The 20879-nt window shown below is 71.1% G+C and carries 18 protein-coding genes, 1 tRNA gene and 1 pseudogene; 13 read left to right on the plus strand and 7 right to left on the minus strand.

What is annotated here, in order from left to right; all coding sequences use genetic code 11:
* Positions 1-41 precede the first annotated feature (41 nt).
* Positions 42-1244 (minus strand): sensor histidine kinase, encoded by a 1203-nt coding sequence (locus F6W97_RS07100; RefSeq protein ID WP_155369304.1) that lies wholly within the window; start codon positions 1242-1244, stop codon positions 42-44.
* A complete protein-coding gene (locus F6W97_RS07105; RefSeq protein ID WP_155369305.1) occupies positions 1241-1897 on the minus strand; it encodes a response regulator transcription factor in 657 nt (218 codons plus the stop codon). Before F6W97_RS07105 ends, F6W97_RS07100 begins: the two co-directional genes overlap by 4 nt.
* Positions 1898-2061: 164 nt before the next feature.
* Here F6W97_RS07105 and F6W97_RS07110 point away from each other — a divergent pair, with 164 nt between their 5' ends.
* The 4 genes and pseudogenes from F6W97_RS07110 (at position 2062) to F6W97_RS07125 (ending at position 5754) form a co-directional block, all read left to right on the plus strand.
* Positions 2062-2601 carry a hypothetical protein gene (locus tag F6W97_RS07110; RefSeq protein WP_155369306.1) on the plus strand — a complete coding sequence of 180 codons (540 nt, stop codon included), beginning with the start codon at positions 2062-2064 and terminating at the stop codon, positions 2599-2601.
* The gene (locus F6W97_RS07115; protein ID WP_230686465.1) at positions 2598-3722 is read left to right on the plus strand and encodes a peptidoglycan-binding protein; all 1125 of its coding nucleotides are present in this window, start codon (positions 2598-2600) and stop codon (positions 3720-3722) included. The genes F6W97_RS07110 and F6W97_RS07115 overlap by 4 nt, the downstream gene beginning before the upstream one ends.
* Positions 3719-4366 (plus strand): annotated as a pseudogene (locus F6W97_RS07120) (ABC transporter ATP-binding protein); the annotation flags it as partial. The gene F6W97_RS07115 and the pseudogene F6W97_RS07120, both read left to right, overlap by 4 nt.
* 173 nt (positions 4367-4539) lie before the next feature.
* Positions 4540-5754 (plus strand): ABC transporter permease, encoded by a 1215-nt coding sequence (locus tag F6W97_RS07125; protein ID WP_230686466.1) that lies wholly within the window; start codon positions 4540-4542, stop codon positions 5752-5754.
* Positions 5755-5980: 226 nt separating this feature from the next.
* On the opposite strand, the gene F6W97_RS07130 is transcribed toward F6W97_RS07125, so the two are convergent.
* Positions 5981-6066 (minus strand) — tRNA-Leu (locus F6W97_RS07130).
* A 279-nt stretch (positions 6067-6345) separates the two neighbouring features.
* Between F6W97_RS07130 and F6W97_RS07135 the strand changes: the two genes are divergently transcribed.
* From F6W97_RS07135 to pknB, 7 genes are all read left to right on the plus strand, one after another.
* Positions 6346-7095 carry an FhaA domain-containing protein gene (locus F6W97_RS07135; protein WP_155369308.1) on the plus strand — a complete coding sequence of 250 codons (750 nt, stop codon included), beginning with the start codon at positions 6346-6348 and terminating at the stop codon, positions 7093-7095.
* A 6-nt stretch (positions 7096-7101) separates the two neighbouring features.
* Entirely contained in the window at positions 7102-7593 is a 492-nt protein-coding gene (locus tag F6W97_RS07140; RefSeq protein WP_155369309.1) for an FHA domain-containing protein FhaB/FipA, read from the plus strand.
* Positions 7590-8957, plus strand: coding sequence for a PP2C family serine/threonine-protein phosphatase (locus F6W97_RS07145; RefSeq protein WP_155369310.1), 1368 nt, complete (start codon positions 7590-7592; stop codon positions 8955-8957). Before F6W97_RS07140 ends, F6W97_RS07145 begins: the two co-directional genes overlap by 4 nt.
* A 154-nt stretch (positions 8958-9111) precedes the next feature.
* Positions 9112-10431, plus strand: coding sequence for an FtsW/RodA/SpoVE family cell cycle protein (locus tag F6W97_RS07150; protein WP_155369576.1), 1320 nt, complete (start codon positions 9112-9114; stop codon positions 10429-10431).
* Complete coding sequence (locus F6W97_RS07155; RefSeq protein ID WP_155369311.1) at positions 10428-11948, plus strand: peptidoglycan D,D-transpeptidase FtsI family protein; 1521 nt, start codon at positions 10428-10430, stop codon at positions 11946-11948. Before F6W97_RS07150 ends, F6W97_RS07155 begins: the two co-directional genes overlap by 4 nt.
* Complete coding sequence (locus F6W97_RS07160; RefSeq protein WP_155369312.1) at positions 11948-13225, plus strand: serine/threonine-protein kinase; 1278 nt, start codon at positions 11948-11950, stop codon at positions 13223-13225. Before F6W97_RS07155 ends, F6W97_RS07160 begins: the two co-directional genes overlap by 1 nt.
* Positions 13222-14928, plus strand: coding sequence for a Stk1 family PASTA domain-containing Ser/Thr kinase (gene pknB, locus F6W97_RS07165; RefSeq protein WP_155369313.1), 1707 nt, complete (start codon positions 13222-13224; stop codon positions 14926-14928). Before F6W97_RS07160 ends, pknB begins: the two co-directional genes overlap by 4 nt.
* A 74-nt stretch (positions 14929-15002) precedes the next feature.
* Here the strand turns inward: pknB and F6W97_RS07170 are convergent, their stop codons facing one another.
* The 4 genes from F6W97_RS07170 to F6W97_RS07185 are packed head-to-tail and all read right to left on the minus strand — an operon-like array spanning position 15003 to position 17997.
* Positions 15003-15650, minus strand: a complete 648-nt coding sequence (locus tag F6W97_RS07170; protein ID WP_155369314.1) for an aminodeoxychorismate/anthranilate synthase component II — start codon at positions 15648-15650, stop codon at positions 15003-15005.
* Positions 15651-15655: 5 nt separating this feature from the next.
* A complete protein-coding gene (locus tag F6W97_RS07175; protein ID WP_155369315.1) occupies positions 15656-15946 on the minus strand; it encodes a hypothetical protein in 291 nt (96 codons plus the stop codon).
* On the minus strand, positions 15946-17175 hold the full coding sequence (locus tag F6W97_RS07180) for a class E sortase (protein ID WP_230686467.1): 1230 nt from the start codon (positions 17173-17175) through the stop codon (positions 15946-15948). The genes F6W97_RS07175 and F6W97_RS07180 overlap by 1 nt, the downstream gene beginning before the upstream one ends.
* Before the next feature lie 18 nt (positions 17176-17193).
* Positions 17194-17997 carry a DUF881 domain-containing protein gene (locus F6W97_RS07185; protein ID WP_155369316.1) on the minus strand — a complete coding sequence of 268 codons (804 nt, stop codon included), beginning with the start codon at positions 17995-17997 and terminating at the stop codon, positions 17194-17196.
* Between the two features lie 115 nt (positions 17998-18112).
* Here F6W97_RS07185 and F6W97_RS07190 point away from each other — a divergent pair, with 115 nt between their 5' ends.
* Positions 18113-18376 (plus strand): cell division protein CrgA, encoded by a 264-nt coding sequence (locus F6W97_RS07190; protein WP_155369317.1) that lies wholly within the window; start codon positions 18113-18115, stop codon positions 18374-18376.
* 233 nt (positions 18377-18609) lie between these two features.
* Positions 18610-20778, plus strand: a complete 2169-nt coding sequence (locus tag F6W97_RS07195) for a (Fe-S)-binding protein (protein ID WP_155369318.1) — start codon at positions 18610-18612, stop codon at positions 20776-20778.
* Positions 20779-20879: the final 101 nt, after the last annotated feature.

Consider the following 20879-nt stretch of genomic DNA (forward strand, 5'->3'; position numbering starts at 1 on the left):
TCTGGCACGCGGTGGGACGCGGGAATGTTGCAGGCGAATATCTAGCGGGGCAGCGAGACCGTCACCACGAGCCCGCCGCCCTCGCGCGGCCGGGCCGCGACCGTGCCGCCGTGCGCGCGGGCGATCGCGCGCACGATCGACAGGCCGAGCCCCACGCCCTGGTCGGAGCGGGTGCGCTCGCTGCCCCGGCGGAACGGCTCGAACAACCCCTCCACCTCGTACGCCGCCACCGCCGGCCCGCTGTTGGACACCTCCAGTTCCACCCGGTCGCCCCGGGTGGCGGTCGCGGCCCGCACCCAGCCGCCCCGGACGTTGTGCCGGATGCCGTTGCCGATGAGGTTCTGCGCCACCCGCTCCAGCAGCACCGGGTCACCGGTGGTCTCCGCGGGGGCCGGCTCGACGGCCACTGCGACGTCGGCCTCGGCCGCCGCACCCGCGCTCTGCAGGCCGACGTGGTCGACGACGTCGGCGAGGTCCACCGGCCGCCGCTCCACGACCTCGTTCTCCGAGCGGGCCAGCAGCAGCAGCCCTTCGATCAGGCGCTCGTGCCGCCCGTTGATGTCCAGCAGCGTCTCGCCGAGCCGTTTCACGTCGTCGGACGCGGTCTTGCGGTGCATCGCCAGCTCCACCAGCGACCGGTTCAGCGTCAGCGGCGTACGCAGCTCGTGCGAGGCGTTCGCGACGAAGCGCCGCTGCCCGTCGAAGGCCTGGTCGAGCCGGGCCAGCATGGCGTCGAAGGTGTCGGCCAGCTCCTGGATCTCGTCGTTCGGGCCGCGCAGCGCGATGCGCTCGTGCAGGCCGCGGTCGGCGGCCGGGGCGGTGCTGATCCGGCGGGCGGTGTCGGTGATCCGGTGCAGCGGCGACAGCAGCCGGCCCGCGAGCAGCCAGCCCAGCGCGATGGCGACGGCGCCGACCACGACCAGCGCGATCGCACCCTGCTGGAGCAGCGCGATCATGGTCGCGTGGCGCAGCGACTCGGCCTGCTTGTCCATGTAGTAGACGAGGTCGGGGTTGTTGTCGATGAGCACCCGCACCCGCGTGCCGCCCTGCTCGGCCAGCCCGGCCACCCCGGGCGGCTGGGCCAGGTCGGGCAGCGGGGCGCGGAAGGTGAACTTCTGCAGCAGCGACTGGTCGACCAGGAAGTAGGTCACCACCAGCAGGGCGAGCCCGGCCAGGAAGAACAGCCCGCCGTAGACGAGGGTGAGGCGGGCCCGGATGGTCAGGCGGTACGACGGCAGTCTCACGGGAGGCGATACCCCACTCCGGCGACGGTGGTGATGACGGGCGGGTCGCCCAGCTTGCGGCGCAGCTTGAGGATGGTCAGCCGGACCGCGGAGGTGAACGGGTCGGCGTGCTCGTCCCAGACCTTCTCCAACAGGCTCTCCGCGGAGACCACCGCCCCCTCCGCCCGCAGCAGCTCGGCCAGCACACCGAACTCCTTGCGCGACAGCGGCACGTAGTGGCCGTCCCGGAAGACCTCCCGCCGGGCCTGGTCGAGCCGGATCCCCCCGCGGACCAGGGTCGGCGCGGCAGCCGGGCGGGCACGCCGGCCCAGCGCGTGCACCCGGGCGGCGAGTTCGGCGAACGCGAACGGCTTGGACAGGTAGTCGTCGGCCCCCAGGGTCAGCCCGGACACCCGGTCGCCCACCTCGGCGGCCGCGGTCAGCATCAGCACCCGGGCGTCGGCCTGCGAGTCGACCAGGAACCGGCAGACGTCGTCGCCGTGCACCACCGGCAGGTCCCGGTCCAGCAGCACCACGTCGTAGTCGTGCACGGCCAGCCGTTCCAGCGCCGCGTCACCGTCGTACACCACGTCGACGGCGTGCGCGTCGTCACGCAGCCATTCGGCGATGGCGTCGGCGAGCAGCGCCTCGTCTTCGACCACGAGTACCCGCATGTCCGGTCCGCCTCCCCGCCGGTTGGTCCGGCCCGCCAATAGTTACCCGACGTGATGTTTCCTCGGCGTTATCGCGAGCGGAAACGGCCGCGAAACGGCCCCCCGCGTGAACTGGCCCCCGTGCCGCCGGCGACCGGCCGGCGGCCCGACGAAGGAGACACGCGATGAAGCGAGGGCTACTGGGGGCGGCGTTGGCGCTGCCCCTGATGGCGGCGCTGGCGCTGACCGGCTGCGCGCAGCCGGACGGCGACGACGGCATCGCCTCGGTCGGCAACGGGACCGCGGCGGCGACGCCCAGCGCCGGGCCGAGCCTGAGCCAGGAGGAGAAAAGCCTCAAGTTCGCGCAGTGCATGCGCGAGAACGGCGTCGACATGCCGGACCCCGATCCCAACGGCGGTCCGGTCCGGATACGTATCAGCGGCGGACCGGTCGACCGGGACAAGTTCGAGAAGGCGCAGGAGGCGTGCAAGCAGTACTCGCCGTTCGGCGAGGGCGGGCCGGGTCAGCTCGACCCCGAGGCGGCGGAGAACATGCGCAAGTTCGCCCAGTGCATGCGTGACAACGGGGTGCCGAACTTCCCGGACCCGGACGGCGGCCGCGTGATGATCGACAAGTCGATCGGCGACGACCCGGACTTCGAGGCCGCGCAGAAGCTGTGCCAGGAGAAGTTCATGCCCGGCGCGACCATGAAGAAGGCGCCGTGACCGAGACCGCACAGCTCGCCCCACTGGAGACCCCCGATGCGGCGGCTCCCGTCCGGCGCCGCCGCCGACGCGGGGCACGTACCGCGCTGCTCGTCGTCGGCGCGCTGGCCGCTGGCGGGGCCGCGGCCGCCGCCGCGGTCGGCTTCGGCGGCGGGAACGGCAGCACGCCGCCCGCGAGCAACCTGCCTCCGGCCACCGCCCCGGTCACCCGGCAGACCCTGCAGGACAGTCAGACCCTCGACGGCGAGCTCGGCTTCGGCCCGACCTACTCGGCCGTGAACCGGCTCAACGGGACGGTGACCTGGCTGCCCGAGTCCGGCGCGGTGGTCAACCGCGGCAAACCCCTCTACAAGATCGATAACAGTCCGGCCGTGCTGATGTACGGCAACGTGCCCGCGTACCGCGAGCTCAAGGCAGGCGACAAGGGGGCCGACGTCAGGCAGCTGGAGCAGAACCTCAAGGCGCTCGGCTACACCGGCTTCACGGTGGACAGCGAGTTCACCGCGTCCACCGCCACCGCGGTGAAGAAGTGGCAGGACAAGCTCGGGCTCGCGGAGACGGGCCGGGTCGAGTTCGGCCGGGTCGTCTTCGCGTCCGGGCAGGTCCGGGTGGAGAGTCTGGAGGCCACGGTGAGCGCGCCGGCGCAGCCCGGTGCGGCGGTGCTCAAGTACACGGGCACGGTCCGGGTCGTGGTGGTGCAACTCGACGTCGCCGACCAGCGGCTGGCCAAGGTGGGCGCAGATGTGAAGGTCGAGTTGCCCGCGGGCGGCACGGCCGAGGGCAAGGTGGCCAAGGCGTACACCGTGATCGAGGCGGGCGGCCAGGGCGAGGAGGCCACCACCAAGATCGAGGCGGTGGTCTCGCTGGCCGACCAGAAGGCGGTCGCGGGCTTCAACCAGGCTGCCGTCGACGTCACCTTCACCGCCGCGGAGCGCGCCGACGTGCTCACCGTGCCAGTGTCGGCGCTGGTCGCGCTGCGCGAGGGCGGGTACGGCGTCGAGGTCGTCGAGAACGGCGCGAGCCGCTACCTCGCGGTGGAGACCGGCCTGTTCTCCGGTGGCCGGGTCGAGGTCAACGGCGAGGGCCTCGCCGAAGGCATGACCGTGGGGATCCCCCGATGATCGCCCTGGACGGCGTCACCAAGGTCTACCCGGGTGGAGTCGCCGCCCTGGACGGGGTGTCGCTGGCCGTGGGCGCGGGCGAGCTGGCGGCGATCGTCGGGCCGTCCGGCTCCGGCAAGTCGACCATGCTGCACATCATCGGCACGCTGGACCGGCCCAGCGCCGGGTCGGTGCGCATCGCCGGCTACGACGTGGCGGACCTGTCGGACCGGCAGTTGTCGGCACTGCGGGCGGCCCGGGTCGGCTTCGTGTTCCAGCAGTTCCACCTCGCCGCAGGGGTGAGCGCGCTGGACAACGTCGCCGACGGCCTGCTCTACGGCGGGCACGCCCTCGGCGAGCGCCGCCGCCGGGCGGTCGCCGCGCTGGACCGGGTCGGGCTGGCCCACCGGATGGACCACGAGCCGCACGAGCTGTCGGGCGGCGAACGCCAGCGCGTCGCCATCGCGCGGGCCGTGGTGGGCAATCCGCCGCTGCTGCTGGCCGACGAGCCCACGGGCAACCTGGACTCGGCCTCGGGCGCGGGGATCATGGCGCTGCTGCACGAGCTGCACGCCGCGGGCACCACTGTGGTGATCATCACCCATGACCGGGAGATCGCCGCCGGCGTGCCCCGCCAGGTGCAGATGCGCGACGGGAAAGTGGTCGCCGACAACGGCCCGGCCGCCGTGGCCCAGCCTGCGGGTCATCCGGCCGTCGCGGCCGTGCCGACTGCGGGCCGCATGCCGGTGGGGCAACCCGCCCCCGGCGAGGCTTCGGCGGCGGCTGATCCGCCGGCGGGACCAGCGGCGCACGCGCTGGGCGCCGGCGGGAGGGCACGATGACCGCCCCCGCCCTGCCCAGGCTCCATCCGGCCCGGATGCGACCCCGCGACGTGCTCCGCGTCGGGGGAGTGGGGCTGCGTACCCGGCCGGTGCGGGCGTTCCTGTCGGCGCTGGGCATCGCGATCGGCATCGCGGCGATGATCGCCGTGGTGGGCATCTCGTCGTCGTCCCGGGCCGAACTGGACCGCACCCTGGCCGCACTGGGCACCAACCTGCTCACGGTGACCCCGGGCCGGACCATGTTCGGCGCGGATGCCCAGCTGCCGATGGAGTCGGTCGCGATGATCGCTCGGATCGCCCCGGTGGAGCAGGTGTCGGCGGTCGGCAAGGTCGACGGAGCCAAGGTCTACCGGTCGGACCGCATCCCCGCGGCGCAGACCAACGGACTGGGCGTGTACGCCGCCCGGCTCGACCTGATGGACACGGTCGGGGCGAAACTCCGGGCCGGGACCTGGCTCAACGAGGCCACCGAGCGCTACCCGGCGGTGGTGATCGGCGCGGACACGGCCACTCGGCTCGGCATCGGCGCGGTCGGCCCGGACACCCAGATCATGGTCGGCGGCCAGCGGTTCACCGTGGTGGGCGTGCTGGAGCCGGTGCCGCTGGCGCCCGAACTGGACGCCGCGGTGCTCGTCGGCTGGCCCGCTGCCGCCGACCGGCTCGCCTTCGACGGTCATCCGACGATCGTTTACACCCGTTCGGTCGAGTCGGCCGTGACCGCGGTGCAGGGCGTGCTCGCGGCGACCGCGAACCCGGAGGCCCCGAACGAGGTCGACGTGTCGCGGCCGTCCGACGCGCTGCAGGCCAAGCAGGCCGCCAACCAGGCGTTCACCGGGCTGCTGCTCGGGCTGGGCGCGGTGGCGCTGCTGGTCGGCGGGGTCGGGGTGGCCAACACGATGGTCATCTCGGTGCTGGAGCGGCGGGCCGAGATCGGGCTGCGGCGCTCGCTGGGCGCGACCCGCGGGCAGGTCCGCCTGCAGTTCCTCGCCGAGTCGCTGCTGCTGTCCGCGCTGGGCGGGGTCGGCGGGGTGCTCCTGGGCATCGCGGTGACCTCCGCCTACTCGGCGTACCAGGGCTGGCCGACGGTGGTCCCGGCCTGGGCGATGCTCGGCGGGCTGGGGGCGACGCTGGTGATCGGGGGGTTGGCCGGGCTGTATCCGGCGATCCGGGCGTCCCGGCTCTCGCCCACGGAAGCCCTCGCCACGCCGTGACTGCGAGGAAGGGCACCTTCTTGACGCTCCGCGTAGAAGAAGGTGCCCTTCCGAACACCGGGACCCGTCTGGGCCGGGGGACGGTCGGCCCGGTGGCGCAGGTGAGGCCGAGGTGAGGCGGTACTGACCGGAAACAGCGATCTTTCTGTGAAACCGCCGACAGTCCGGTGCCCGCTGCCCAACCTGGACAAAAAGAAGAGGTCTCCCGGAGGAGACCTCAACTTGCTGGTGGGGATGGGGGGAGTTGAACCCCCACGTCCTTTCGGACACACGGACCTGAACCGTGCGCGTCTGCCATTCCGCCACATCCCCGCGGCGTGTGCAGGAACTTTGGGAGTCCCCGCGGTTCGCAAGGGAGTCACCTCCCGTTGCGTGCTGGCACAGCTTACGCTATGCCTGCTCCGCCTCGCCAACCGGTTATCCCGGTCGGCGTTGCGGGGAGAACATTAACACGACCACCTGGCCATGGGTGAAATCGGAGGCAAGGATGGTCGTCATGCTGGCGTGGCGTCGGCAACGGCGGACGTATTGGGCGAAGACGCGGGAGTGGAGGGCAGATAACATCATGTCCTCGGAACCCGAGGAGGACCGGTGAGCGTGTTGCAACGCTTCGAGAAACGCCTGGAAGGCCTGGTTGAGGGCGCCTTCGCGAAGGTATTCAAGGGGGTCGTCCACCCTGTGGAGATCCTGAATGCCATGCAGCGTGAGGCAGAAGCTCACAAGGCGATCCTGGTTGGTGGGCGCACGCTCGTGCCGAACCGCTATGTGATCGATCTCTCGCCCTACGACCACAGTCGTCTGGCGCCGTACGCGGCCGCGCTGGCTCAGGAGCTGGCGCAGTCGCAGGCCGAGTTCATCGGCGAGCAGGCCTGGACGGTGTACGGCGACGTGATCGTCGAGATCGAGCGTGGAGACGGGCTGGACACGGGCATGTTCCGGGTCTCGGCCGAGGTCTACACGGCCGATCAGGCGCCGCAGGCGAGCTACGAGGCCCCGCCGCAGCAGTACCCGCCGTACGGCGGCCAGCAGGCCGGCCCACCGCCGGGTGGCGGCGGCGCGCGCAACGTGCGCCTCGTCTCCGGTGACGGGCGGACGTTCCCGCTGGCCATCGGCTCGACCACGATCGGTCGTGGGGACCAGGCCAACCTGCGCCTGCCCGACGTCGGCATCTCGCGGCGGCACGCCCGGCTGGACTTCGACGGCGCCCAGGTGGTGCTGACCGATCTCGGGTCGACCAACGGGACGATGGTCAACGGCCAGCGGGTCTCCGCGGTCGCCCTGAATCCCGGCGACATGATCCAGATCGGCACGACCACCCTGACGTTCCGCGTGGACGGCTGATCGGCCTTGCCTGAAATCGTCCTCACCGCCGCCCGGTTCGGTTTCCTCGTGCTGCTGTGGATCTTCGTGTTCACGGTGGTCGGCGTCATCCGACGGGATCTGTTCGCCGGCTCGCGTACGAGCCGGCTGGTCGCCGCACCCCGCGGAGTCGCGGGGAACGCGCAGGCGGCGGGTAGCGCGCGCCCGGCCAAGGTCAAGAAGGGCCGGGCCGCGCACACCTTGGTGGTCACGGCGGGCTCGCTCGCCGGCACCAAGATCACGCTGGGCGAGGCTCAGATCACCATCGGCCGGGCGGAGGACTCCACGCTGGTCATCACCGACGACTACGCCTCCGCCCGCCACGCCCGCCTGGTCCCCCGGGACGGGCAGTGGATGGTGGAGGACCTCGGCTCGACCAATGGCACGTATCTGGACCGCAGCAAGGTGAGCGGACCTACTCCCGTACCCCTCGGCGTGCCGATTCGCATCGGCCGCACGTCCCTCGAATTACGGCCATGACAATCATCCTGCGCTACGCGGCCCGCAGTGACCGCGGCCTCATCCGAGACGGAAATCAGGACTCCGTCTACGCTGGGCCGCGGCTGCTCGCCGTTGCCGACGGCATGGGCGGCATGGCCGCCGGTGACGTCGCCAGCAACATCGTCATCGGCGCCATGGCCCCGCTCGACGAGGACGTCCCCGGCGATGCGATCGTCGACGCCCTCCGGTCGGCCGTCAACCTCGCCAACCAGCAGCTTCGCGACACCGTGGACGCCAACCCCCACCTGGAGGGTATGGGCACCACCCTGACCGCGATGCTCTTCACCGGCTCCAAACTCGGCATGGCCCACATCGGCGACTCGCGGGCCTACCTCCTGCGCGACGGCGAGTTCAACCAGATCACCAAGGACGACACGTACGTCCAGATGCTGGTGGACGAGGGTCGCATCAGCGCGGAGGAGGCCAGCAGCCATCCCCAGCGCTCGCTGCTCACCCGCGCGATGGACGGGCGCGACATCGAACCGGACTACACGGTCCGGCCGGTGCACCCCGGCGACCGCTACCTGATCTGCTCCGACGGACTGTCGGGCGTGGTCAGCGCGGACACCATCGGGCAGACCATGCGCGAGTACGTCGACCCGACCGCCTGCGTCGAGCGCCTCATCGCGCTCGCCCTGCGGGGCGGCGGGCCGGACAACATCACCGTGATCATCGCGGACGCCACCGACGAGGACATCGTCGAGCAGGCGCCCGTGGTCGGCGGAGCCGCCGCCCGCGATCGCGGCAACACCAGCGAAGCCCAGGTCGAGTCGACCCCGGCGGCCCGCGCTTCGGCGCTGACCGCCACCCCGCGCCCGGCCGCAGCCGAGCCGCCGCCGCCCGCGGAACCCGCGGCGCGGCGCGCCCGGCACCCGGTGCGTGCCGGGCTGCTCGTGCTGGGCCTGCTCGTGGTGCTTGGCGCGGGCGTCTGGTTCGCCTGGGACTACTCGCAGTCGCGCTACTACATCGGCGCGACCGAGGCCGGGCAGGTGGCGATCTTCCGCGGCGTGCCGGGCCAGATCGCGGGCTTCGACCTCTCCCAGCCGGAGCAGGTCAGCGAGGTCACGCTGGACGACCTGACCAGCATCGCCCAGGAGCAGGTCCGCAAGGGGATCCAGGCCGACAACGAGGCCGACGCGGTCTCCCGGCTGGAGAACCTGATCCGCGACGATCCGGCCAACATGAACATCCTGCCCAGCTGCCCGACCTCGGCCAGCCCCGCTCCCTCGGCGACGCCGTCGCCCGGGGTCACGCCGACGGCCACCCCGCTGCCGGCCGCCGACGCGAGCAGCCCGCCCAGCGAGCCGGTGGTGCCGAGTCCGGTGCCCTGCCGGCCGAATTGAGCTTGAGGACGTCGTGACCACCCCCCATACCGCCCCTCCCGCAGCAGCCGCAGTCGTCCCCGAGACGCCTGTGGCGGCCAAGCCGTCGCTGCTGCGCCTGGATCCGGCGGCCCGCAGGGTGCGCCGCACCGAGCTGTGGCTGCTCCTGCTGGCCATGGCCATGGTCGCCGGTTACCTGGCGGCGGTCGAGGCGAACATGCTCGACACGGTCACGATGGACTTCTGGTACCCGGCAGGTGTGCTGACCGCCGTGTTCCTGGCGCTGCACGTGGTCATCAGGCTGCGTGCGCCGTTCGCCGACCCGGTGCTGGTGCCGACAGTGGCCCTGCTCAACGGTCTCGGCGTGGCGTTCCTGCGCCGGCTCGACCTGGGCCGCGCGAAGATCGACGACCGGCCCGAGCTCGCGATCTTCGCGGGCGACGGCGGCAAGCAGCTGCTCTGGACGCTGATCGCGGTGACCGGGGCGATGGTGCTGCTGTGGTTCGTCCGTGACCACCGCGAGGTCTCCAAGTTCGCCTGGACGCTCGGCCTGGCCGGCATCGTCCTGGTCATGCTGCCCGCGGTGCTGCCGGGCAGCGTCTCCGAGGTCAACGGCGCCAAGCTGTGGATCCGGTTCGGCAGCTTCTTCGCCATTCAGCCCGGTGAGTTCGCCAAGCTGATGCTGCTGGCCTTCTTCGCGTACTACCTGGTCCGCAAGCGCGAGGTGCTGGCGCTGGCCAGCCGCCGTTTCCTCGGCATCGACTTCCCGCGCGGGCGCGACCTGGGCCCGGTCATCGTGGTCTGGGCGATGAGCCTCCTGGTCCTCATCTTCGAGAAGGACCTGGGCACCTCGCTGCTGTACTTCGGCATGTTCGTGGTGACGCTCTACATCGCCACCGAGCGGGTCAGCTGGCTGATCATCGGTCTGGTGCTGTTCTTCGGCGGGGCCGTGCTGGCGTACGTGCTGGCCGGCGTGGTGGGCGGCCCGTTCACCAACTTCGGCCAGCGGGTCGAGATCTGGCTGGACCCGTTCGCCGAGCCGTACGACCGCGGCTACCAGCTCGTGCAGTCGCTGATGGGCCTGGGCACCGGTGGCATGTTCGGCACCGGGCCCGGCGCGGGCAACCCGCTGCTGGTGCCCGAGGTGCGCAACGACTTCATCTTCGCCGGTATGGGCGAGGAGGTCGGCCTGTTCGGCCTCGCCGCGATGCTGGCGCTGTACCTGCTCGTCGTCTCCCGCGGCCTGCGCGCCGCGCTGGCCGTTCGCGACTCGTTCGGCAAGCTGCTGGCCGGCGGTCTGGCGTTCACGCTGGCGCTGCAGGTGTTCGTGATCATCGGTGGGGTGAGCAAGCTGATCCCGCTGACGGGTCAGACCACGCCGTTCCTGTCCGCGGGCGGCTCGTCCCTGGTGGCCAACTGGCTGCTGGTGGCGCTGCTGCTGCGGATCTCAGACGCGGCGCGCACGCCCGCATCGACGGGAGGTGTACGCCGGTGAACGCCCCTCTGCGACGAGTCGGCGTGGTCGTGATGGTGCTGTTCGGTCTGCTCTTCGCCAACCTGAACTGGGTCCAGGCGTACAAGGGCAACGACTACCGGACCAGCCCCTACAACGGGCGCGTGCAGATCGACGAGTACGACCGCCAGCGCGGCTACATCATGGTCAGCAACCCCGGCAGCAAGCCGATCGCGCTCTCCACGGCCACCAAGAACAACCTGAAGTACCTGCGCAGCTACCCCGGTGGCGCGGCCTACGCGCACGTGATCGGCTACAAGCCGGTCAACGGCACGGCAACCGGCGTGGAGCAGCTGGAGAACGACATCCTCTCCGGCACCTCCGACAAGCTCTTCGCCGACCGGCTGCGCGACATCTTCACCGGCTCGCACACCGCCGGCGGCAACGTGACGCTGACGCTGTCCAAGACCGCGCAGGACACGGCGTACGACCAGCTGGCCAAGAACAAGCTCGGCGCGAAGTCGGGCGCGGTGGTCGCGCTGGACCCGAACACCGGCGCGATCCTCGCCATGGCGTCCTTCCCCAGCTTCGACCCGAACCCGCTGGTCGCCCACGACGGCAAGGCGAGTGACGCGTACAAGAAGCTGGAAGGCCAGGCCGGCAACCCGCTGCTGAACCGGGCGCTGCAGGAGACCTACCCGCCGGCGTCGACGTTCAAGGTGCTGGTCTCGGCCGCGGCGCTGTCCGCCAACCGGAACCCGGACACGCCACTGCAGGCCGGTCCGGGCTACCAGGCGCCGGGCACGTCGCACATCATCCGCAACGCGACCTCGTCGACCTGTCCCGAGGAGCAGCTCACGCTGAAGGAGGCGCTGACCGTCTCCTGCAACACGGCGTTCGCCCGCCTCGGCGTCGAGCTCGGCTCGCAGCGGCTCAACGACACCGCGCGGGCGTTCGGCTTCTACGACAACAGCCTGCGGGTGGGCAACCTGTCCGCGACCGACCGCGGCCTGCGCGTCGAGGAGAGCGTGCTCGGCCCGCTGACCACCAGCTCGGGCGGCGACGACAAGCCGAACATCGCGATCTCGTCGATCGGCCTCAACGAGGTCCGGGTGACCCCGCTGCAGAACGCGATGGTCGCCGCGGCGATCGCCAACGGCTGCTCGCAGATGCGGCCGTACCTGATCGAGCGGCTGGTCGGGCCGGACCTCACCACCGGCCTGTACTCCGCGGCCCCGAAGGAGCTGCGCCGCAGCTGCACCACGGGCGAGGCGGCCCAGCTGCGCGAGATGATGTTCAGCGTCGTCGAGAACGGCACCGGCAAGAAGGCGCAGATCGACGGGTACCAGGTCGGTGGCAAGACCGGCACCGGCACCGCCGACGAGGAGGCCAACGCGGGCTCCGACGGCTGGTTCATCGGGTTCGCGATGAAGGACGGCCGACCGGTCGCCGCTGTCGCAGTGATCCTGGATGATGCCGGCAAGGGTGGTAGCGGGGAAGCGGCCCGGATCGCGGGGCTGGTCATGAAAGGCGTGATCGAGGACAAGGGTGGCAAGTGATGGTCTCCCCTGGCACCGTGCTGAACGGCCGCTACCGCATCGACTCGCGGATCGCCTCCGGCGGCATGGGCGACGTCTGGAAGGGCACCGACGACGTGCTCGACCGCACCGTCGCCATCAAGATCATGCTCTCGGCGCTGCTGGAGGAGCCCGGCTTCGTCAAGCGCTTCCACGCCGAGGCCAAGACGATGGCCGGCATCAACCACCCGGGCGTCGTGCGTATCTACGACTTCGGCAACGACCAGCACCTGGCGTACCTGATCATGGAGCTGATCGAGGGCGACCCGCTCAACCGGACGCTCAACAAGGTCGGCCGGCTCACCCCGGCCCGCACCATGCTGCTGATCGCGCAGGCCGCCGACGCGCTGCAGGCCGCCCATGACAAGGGCATCGTGCACCGCGACGTGAAGCCGGGCAACCTGCTGGTGCGCCCCAACGGCACGCTGGTGCTGACCGACTTCGGCATCGCCCGGTCGGCGGCGGCCAGCCAGCTGACGGCCACCGGCGCCGTCATGGGCACCGCCTCCTACCTCGCCCCGGAGCAGGCCTCCGGCGTCGGCGCCTCGGCCGCGTCCGACGTGTACTCGCTGGGCGTGGTGGCCTACCAGTGCCTCACCGGCCACCGGCCCTACGACGGGGACACCCCGCTCGAGATCGCGATGAAGCACGTCACCGGCACCCCCAAGGCGATGCCGAACGACATCCCGCCGGTGGTCCGCCAGATCGTCGAGCGGGCCATGTCCAAGGAGCCCGGCAACCGGTGGCCGACGGCGGCCTCGTTCGCCAACGCCGCCCGCCAGGCCGCTGGGGCATTGACCCACGGCACCGGACCGACGCTGCCCGTGCAGCCGGTGTCGCCGAACCCGGTCTCGGCCAGCCCGGTCTCGCCGGGCCCGTCGCGCCCGCTGAGCCCGGCCACCCCCGTTCCGGTTCGCCCCAACGGGGGCTACCAGCGAGGATCTGCGCCTGTCCCGGCTGCGCCTGCCTCACTGACCCCCGTCCACGGGGTACCGTACGGGCCGCAGGCTCCCACACCCGCCGGCAGCGGCGGGCGGACCGCCCTGACCGTGATCCTGGTGGTCCTCGGGATGCTGGCAGTGCTCGCGTGCGCCGGCTACATCGGCTACCTGGTCCGAGAGAACGAGAAGAAGAAGGGCAACGCCCTCGGGGGCAGCGCCGTACATTCCGAACTTGTCACACTTTCGGCCCGCGGATGGCTGAACGGGGCGGACCACGTGAGCATGGACCCAATGACCGAAGGACGACGTACGCGATGAACGCGCAGGCCCGCCTGCTGGGTGGCAGGTATCAAGTCGGCGAGTTGCTCGGCTACGGCGGCATGGCCGAGGTGCACCGCGGACGCGACCTGCGCCTCGGGCGCGACGTCGCGATCAAGTTGCTGCGCACGGACCTGGCACGGGATGCGACGTTCCAGATGCGGTTCCGCCGCGAGGCGCAGAACGCGGCGGCCCTGAACCACCCGGCCATCGTCGCGGTCTACGACACCGGCGAGGAGCGCGGGCCCACCGGCGAGGTCCTGCCCTACATCGTGATGGAGTTCGTGGCCGGCCGCACCCTCAAGGAGGTGCTGGCCGCCGAGGGGCGACTGATGCCCCGGCGCGCCATGGAGATCACCGCGGACATCTGCGCCGCGCTGGAGTTCAGCCACCGGCACGGCATCATCCACCGCGACATCAAGCCCGGCAACGTCATGTTCACGCCGAACGCCCAGGTCAAGGTCATGGACTTCGGCATCGCGCGGGCGCTCGCGTCCGGCGCGACCACCATGACGCAGACCTCCGCCGTCATCGGCACCGCGCAGTACCTCTCCCCGGAGCAGGCCCGCGGCGAGGCAGTGGACGCCCGTTCCGATGTGTACGCCGCCGGTTGTGTGCTGTTCGAGCTGCTCTGCGGGCACCCGCCGTTCGTCGGCGACTCCCCGGTCGCGGTGGCCTACCAGCACGTACGGGAGGAGCCCCCGGCCCCGAGCGAGTCGAACCGGGACGTCACCCCCGACATCGACGCGGTCGTGCTCAAGGCGCTGTCCAAGAACCCGGCCAACCGCTACCAGTCGGCCGGTGAGATGCGTGCCGACCTGCTGCGCGCCGCCGCGGGCCGCCCGGTCCTGGCGACGCCGGTGCTCCGCGAGGAGCAGACGATCCCGATGACCGCCCCCGCGCGGACCGGCGGCAACCGCAGCAACGCCCCGGCCCGGGTCGGCGACGCCCGCCGCCGCCGCGCCTCCGGCTGGGTCATCGCGACATTGACCGCCCTGGGCGTGCTGGCCGTGGTCGCGCTGACCGCCGGCCTGATCATCGCCAGCCAGCCCAAGGACGTCCCGGTCCCGGACCTGTTCGGCCTGACCGAGGCCCAGGCGCGGGAAACCCTGACGGCCGCCGGCCTCAAGGCGCGCCTCGACGACCCGCTGCTGCAGTCGGACTGCCAGGAGAACACCGTCGCCAAACAGAACCCGGCGAAGGGCAGCGAGGTCCGGGAGAAGTCCGAGGTCGGCTTCCAGATCTGCGGCGGCAAGCCGCTGGTCGAGGTGCCGCCGATGGTCGGGTCGACCCGTGCCAACGCGGAGAGCCTGCTGTCCGGCCGCAAGCTCGTCGGGGAGTTCAAGGAGCGCGACAGCGACCGGCCCGCCGGTGAGGTGCTGGAGACGAACCCGGCCGCCGGCGAGAAGGTCACCGAGGGTGGGACCGTTCAGGTCTTCGTGTCGAAGGGCAACCGCAAGGCGGTGCCGCCGGTCACCGGTAAGACCGAGGCGCAGGCCATCGCGATCCTGGAGGGGGCCGGCTTCAAGTACGACGTGAAGCAGGGGCCGCCGACCGGCGATCCCGACAAGGTCGGCACGGTGCAGTTCCAGGATCCGCCGGCGGGCACGATGAAGGCGCTGGGCTCGACCATCACCATCGTCGTCTTCAAGGCCGAGGAGCCGCCGCCGACCTCGCCGAGCCCTTCGGCGTCGCCGGGCTGACCACAGCTGTGAACGGCGCCCGTCCCTCGCGGGGACGGGCGCCGTCGTCGTTCCGGGCCGGCTCGGCGGGGCGGCTAGGCGGGGAAGGCGGCCAGGCGGCGCTGCTCGACCTCTTCGGCGAGCTCGGGCGCGCGGTCCAGGGCCTGCGGGTGGCCGCAGGAGGCCAGCCAGTTCGCCAGCATCAGGTGGCCGCCCTGGGTGAGCACCGACTCCGGGTGGAACTGCACGCCCTCGATCGGCAGCGTGCGGTGCCGCATCGCCATCACCACGCCCGACTCCGTCCGCCCGGTGACCTCGATCTCGGCGGGCAAGGTCTCCTCCAGCACGGCCAGCGAGTGGTACCGGGTGGCCGTGAACGGGTCCGGGAGCCCCGCCAGCACGCCCACGCCGGTGTGCGTGACCTGCGAGGTCTTGCCGTGCAGCAGTTCCGGGGCGCGGGTCACCGTGCCGCCGAACGCCTGGCCGATCGCCTGGTGCCCCAGGCACACCCCGAACAGCGGGATCTTCCCGGCGTACGCGGCGATGACGTCGAGGCAGATGCCGGCCGACTCGGGCGCGCCCGGCCCGGGAGAGAGCAGCACGCCGCCCGCGCCGACCCGCCCGACGTCGGCGACGCTGATCTGGTCGTTGCGCCGGACCTCGCAGTCGACCCCGAGCTGGCCGAGGTACTGCACCAGGTTGTAGACGAACGAGTCGTAGTTGTCGATCACCAGTACACGCATGGGCCTCACCTGGCGCTGGTCGACGGCGCCGGGGTCTCGCCGGTGTCGTAGGGGATGTCGTGGCCGTCGCCCGAATCGCCGGACGGCGTGCCCGACGGGTCCGGGATCGTCTCGTCCAGCTGCGTGTACCCGCTGTCGGGGTCGCCGACCTGGACGTCGTCGAAGGGCAGCAGGGGCTCGGCCCAGGGGAAGATCACATACCACAGCAGCGCCCCGACGACGCCGAGCAGCACCAGCGAGCCGGCCAGCTTGCCGCCGAGGCCGAAGGGCAGTTTGCGCCAGATCCACGCGTACATCAGGCCATCCCCGCCAGCTCGACCGGGCGTCCCTCGGAGCGCGGCTGCTCGTCGACGAGCTTGCCGTGGATGATCAGCCGCTGGTAGTTGTCGAACTTCGGGTTGCAGGTGGTCAGCGTGATCAGCTTGCCCGCCTCCATGGTCGGCGGCACCGCGCGCACCACCTCCACCGCGGTCGGCAGCACGATGCGCTGCTTGACCACCTCGTAGACGTAGAAGGCGGACTTCGTCTCCACGACGATCTTGTCGCCGGCGTGCAGCTTGTCGAGGTCCCAGAAGGTGGCCCGGTTGCGGTGGCCGGCGACCGAGAAGTTGCCCTTCTGGCCCGGCATCGCGCTGTTGGGGTAGTGGCCCGGGGCGTACCGGATGTCGCGCTGGGTGACGCCCTGCACCACCACCCAGTGCTTCTTCAGCGAGGGCAGGTAGAGCTTGGCCACGGCGTTGCCGGGCAGCGGCGCGAGCGGTGGGGCCGCCGACGCCGTCGGGGTCGGGCCGACGGTCGGCTCGTCCCAGTTGAGCGCCTGCTCCAGCTCGCTCTGGTGGGCGTCGACGATGGCCGTCTTGCCCCACACCTCGTACCCGGCGAACAGCAGGATGATCAGGCCGAACGTGATCATGAGCTCGCCGGTGCCCCGCAGCGTCGTGCGGACCACCGAGCCCACCGTGGTACGGGTGTACTCGGAGTGGATGCTCCGGTAGTTCTTCTCGCCCGCCCGGATCGCCTTGACCGGAACCGGCGGCGGCTCGCCGCTCCAGCGGGGCCGGGGCGACGGTTTGACCTCGTCCTCGGGCGAGGGCGGCGGCGCGGGCGGAATCGCGCCCAGCAGGCCCGTCTCGTCGGTGGCGACCGCTCGTCCGGTCACCACGGCGGGCGCGGGCCGGGCGATCCCGGGCGGTCGGGCGGTCTGGTCGGTGATCAGGGGCAGCAGCGTCGTCTCGTCGGCCGCAGCGGGGCTCGAGGGCGCGGAAGGACTGACGGGCGCGGCCGGGCTCGTCGGCGCGGCCGGACTCAGCGGCGCGGCCGGGCTGACCTGGTCCAGCGGCGCGGCGGGCCGAGGTGCCGGTGGCGCGCCGGCGGAGGTGATGATCGGCAGCACGGTGGTGGCGTCCGCGGGGACGATCGGCAGCACGCTGGTGATGGAGGCGTCCGCCGTGGGCGCGGCCTCGACCACGCGGGGGAACGTGGTCGTCTGGTCGTCCTCGGGTTCTTGTGCCCGATGCCTGCTCATCCGTGTCTCCGGCTCTTACTAACGCGGCACCGAGGCATGGCGCAGCAGCACCGATCCCTGGTACGCGGGAGCAACGATGTCGGTCTCCCGGGTGACGCTATATCCCAGCCCGTATGCGCGTACAGCGTCACGGAACGCCCGCACGCCCTGGGCCGCGTCGAGTGACGCCTGCATCTTGACCGGGTCGCCGATCGCCGAGATCACGAACTCGGGGGAGTAGCGCCGTCCTTCGAGCAGCAGGGTGTTGCCCACGCACTGCACGGCGGTGGTGGTGACGACGCGGACGCCCATGATCGTCATGGCTTCGGCCCCGCCCGCCCACAGGGCGTTCACCACGGCCTGCACGTCCTGCTGGTGCACGACCAGGTCGTCCTGGGTGGCCCCGGTGGACAGGCCGTTGCCGCCGGGCGGCGCGTCGTCCATGCGTACGGTCAGGCCCGGCCCGTGCACCGCGGTCAGCCCGGCGTCGGCCAGGTAGCTCTCGCCACGGGCGCGCTCCTCCGCCAGCGGGCCGTCGCCGCCGGCCTGCGCGCCGGTCAGCCGGTCGACGTCGGCGCGCAGCCGGTTCACGTCCCGCAGGGCTGCGCCGACCTCGGCCTCTTTTTTGCCTACCACTTGATCCAGCCGAACGCTGTTGTCCTCGCGTAGCGTGGTTCCCTGGGAGGTGGTCGCGCTCACGGTGAACAGCAGGCCTGCAGTGACCGCGATCAGCGGCACGCCGAGGGTCCACCCGCTGCGGCGTCGACCGGGCAGGCGATTGAACGCGCGCCCGGCTCGGAGCACGGCTTTACGCCATGACGAGGTGCCGGATGTGTATTCCACCACTCCCCCTCCGTGCCAAAACGCGACGATCTGACTACGCTATCCGTCGAACATTATTCAGGCCCATGCTCGAGGTCATCGACCGGTGTGGGCAGGGCCCCTCCAGGAGACAACCGTGCCGAAGTCGCAGGTCCGCAAGAAGAAGATCTACACGCCGCCCACCGACGTGCTGCCCTCGGCGACCGCCGGGGACAAGAAGCCGAGCCCGATCTGGCTGCCGATCACCGCGGTCAGTCTGATCGTCTTCGGCATCGCGTGGCTGGTGGTGTACTACCTGTCCGAAACGCTGTACCCGGTGGCGGGCTGGGGGTACTGGAACCTCGCTGTCGGCTTCGGCGCCATGGTCGGCGCGCTCGGTCTTCTCTCCAAGTGGCGCTGAGCTTCCGCAGCCGCCCACGATAGCTCGCGAACCGGGGTCGCGGCCGCCTGCGCCATGCGCGCGGCGGCCGTGACCCCGGTTGCTGTCCGGGACCGTCCGCGGCCCCGCTGACCTGCTGCTGGCCTAGGGTGATGGACAGCCTGTGCGAACCCTCACATTACTGAACGGTAACTAGGGCGTAGGCTGCGGTGGGATTTATACAAAAGGCTGTTCCGACGCAGGGAGGCGTGGGTATGGGCGGCGTACAGATCGTAAGTACGGTCCTCGCAGTGGCCGTGACCGCGGTCGCGGTGGCGCTGGTCGTACGGGCGGTGCGGCAGATGCTCGCCGTGATCAGGCTCGGCCAGCCCGACCCCACGCGCTCCAACGACCGGGGCACCCGGCTCGCCACCATGTTCCGGGAGACCTTCGGCCACACCCGGATGTTCAAGTGGTCCGTGGTCGGCGCGGCCCACTGGTTCGTGATGATCGGCTTCATAGTGCTGTCGACGCTGGTCGCCGGCGCCTACTTCGAGGTCGTCAACCCGGCCTGGGAGCTGCCGGTCCTCGGCGGCTGGGACGTCTTCGCCTTCGTGACCGAGTGGATCGGCATCCTCGGCATCCCGGCGATCATCGTGCTGATCGCGATCCGGCTGCGCCAGCGGCCCAGCCGCACCTCGAACTCCCGCTTCGCCGGCTCGACGATGTGGCAGGCCTACTTCGTCGAGTACGTCATCCTCGCGGTGCTGATCCTGGGCTTCCTGATCCGCGGCTTCAAGGTCGCCAACGACATGTTCCACCACCCGGCCTGGGCCACCCCGCTGTCGCACGCGCTCGGGGCCGTCCTGCCCGCCTGGCCGAACGCCATCACGATCACCGCGCTGATCAAGATCCTGGTCTCGATGGCCTGGGCGATCACCATCGGCCTGAACGTGACCATGGGCGTGGCCTGGCACCGCTTCCTGGCCTTCTTCAACATCTACTACAAGCGCAACGCCGACGGAGCCCCCGCGCTCGGCGCGCTCAAGCCGATGACCTCCAACGGCGCCCCGATCGACCTCGAAGAGGCCGACCCGGAGAAGGACACCTTCGGCGTCTCCCAGGTCGAGCACTTCGGGTGGAAGGGCCTGCTGGACTTCTCCACCTGCACCGAGTGCGGCCGCTGCCAGTCGCAGTGCCCGGCCTGGAACACCGGCAAGCCGCTGTCGCCGAAGCTGGTCGTGCTGTCGCTGCGCGACCACGCCTACGCCAAGGCCCCCTACCTGCTGGCCGGCGGCGGCAAGGACCTGTCCGGCGACGAGAAGGGCACCGCGGAGCAGCTGGCGAACGTCAACGTGCTCGCGCTGGCCGAGGCCGAGCGGCCGCTCGTCGGCGGCGCGGCCGAGCTGGGCGTCATCGACCCGGACGCGCTGTGGTCCTGCACCATGTGCGGCGCCTGCGTGGAGCAGTGCCCGGTCGACATCGAGCACATCGACCACATCGTCGACATGCGCCGCTACCAGGTGATGATCGAGTCGAGCTTCCCGTCGGAGGCCGGTGCGATGCTGCGCAACCTGGAGAACAAGGGCAACCCGTGGGGCGCGCCGCCCAACACCCGCGAGGACTGGACCAAGGGCCTGGACTTCGCGGTGCCGCGGGTCGGCGAGACCGAGGAGTTCGAGTACCTGTTCTGGGTCGGCTGCGCCGGCGCGTTCGAGGACAAGGCCAAGAAGACCACCCGGGCCGTCGCCACGCTGCTCAACGAGGCCGGAGTCAACTTCGCCATCCTCGGCAACAACGAGACCTGCACCGGTGACCCGGCCCGGCGCATCGGCAACGAGTTCGTCTACCAGATGCTCGCCCAGCAGAATGTCGAGACGATCAAGGAGTCGGGCGCGCTGAAGATCGTCGCGACCTGCCCGCACTGCTTCAACACCATCGGCAACGAGTACCAGGAGCTGGGTCTCGACGTCGAGGTGGTGCACCACACCGAGCTGCTGGCACACCTGGTCAAGACCGGCAAGCTCACCCCGGTCGCGCCGATCGACGGCGGGCTGACCTACCACGACCCGTGCTTCCTGGGCCGCCACAACCGCGTCTTCACCCCGCCGCGCGAGGTGCTCGGGGCGGCCATCGGCGCGGGCGCGACCACGTCCGCCGGGGGCGGCACCGGGATCATCGAGATGGGCCGCCGCGAGGAGCGCTCGTTCTGCTGCGGCGCCGGTGGCGCCCGCATGTGGATGGAGGAGCGCATCGGCAAGCGGATCAACGTCGAGCGCACCGAGGAGGCCCTGGCCACCGGCGCGAAGACGATCGCCGTCGGCTGCCCCTTCTGCTCCACGATGATCACCGACGGCGTCCGCTCCAAGGGCCAGGAGGAGGTCGAGGTCATCGACGTCGCCTCAGTCCTCCTCCGCTCCGTCAAGCCGACCCCCACCGCCTGACCCCCACCCGCCCGGCCCGGTCCTGGGCCGGTCCTGGGCCGCAACTCTTAAAGACTCGCGCCCTCCGCCACGTGCTGAGGGCGCGAGTCTTCAAGAGTTGC

Source organism: Catellatospora vulcania (assembly GCF_009720385.1).
GTDB classification, from domain to species: domain Bacteria; phylum Actinomycetota; class Actinomycetes; order Mycobacteriales; family Micromonosporaceae; genus Catellatospora; species Catellatospora vulcania.